Genomic DNA, 586 nt, shown 5'->3' on the forward strand with positions numbered 1-586 from the left:
AAATTATTGCGGTATACACATACAAGAGTGGTTGGCAAAAAAAGAAATATGCTAGTGCAACATTAGCAGTTGAATCTTTGGATGCATTAAGTGCTGTTTTGGGGAAAGTGACTTCTGGAGAATTGAACAGTGTCATTATTAAAGGATCAGAAATCATTTCTGAATATGAAATAAATGCAGATCCCGGGGGTACCAATAAAATAAAAGGGACTTTATCTATGTCTGACGGTAAATTCAGAAATGATTATAAGTATTATGATTCAGCTAAAACCGTTTATCGAAACGGTTATATGATTTTAAATAATGAAACGTTGCAAATGGTCGATTTTGATGGGGATCAAACCACAACCCCGAGCCGAGTGTTAAGTTTAAATGCCTTCAGGATGGGAATGACGGATAGCCAAGGCAGAGGCGGGAATCTAACTTTTCAAGATTTATATAGTATAGGAAAGACAGGAATTCCAGCAGCAAGCGGTTGGTCCCAATATTCAACAAGTCCATCGAGCGGCAATTTTCCTAGCGCAACCAGATTAGGACGTATGGTCCAAGTGAGTGGAGCCTTTAAAAATAATAGTACACTACCAAA

Annotated in this window: 1 protein-coding gene; it reads left to right on the forward strand. The window is 38.1% G+C overall.

What is annotated here, in order from left to right:
• A partial coding sequence (locus DVW06_RS17140) for a hypothetical protein (RefSeq protein WP_161569496.1) occupies window positions 1–586 on the forward strand: 586 nt, incomplete at both ends.

It is taken from the genome of Enterococcus sp. ARL09-542 (assembly GCF_005234805.1).
Taxonomy (GTDB): Bacteria; Bacillota; Bacilli; order Lactobacillales; family Enterococcaceae; genus Enterococcus_D; species Enterococcus_D gallinarum.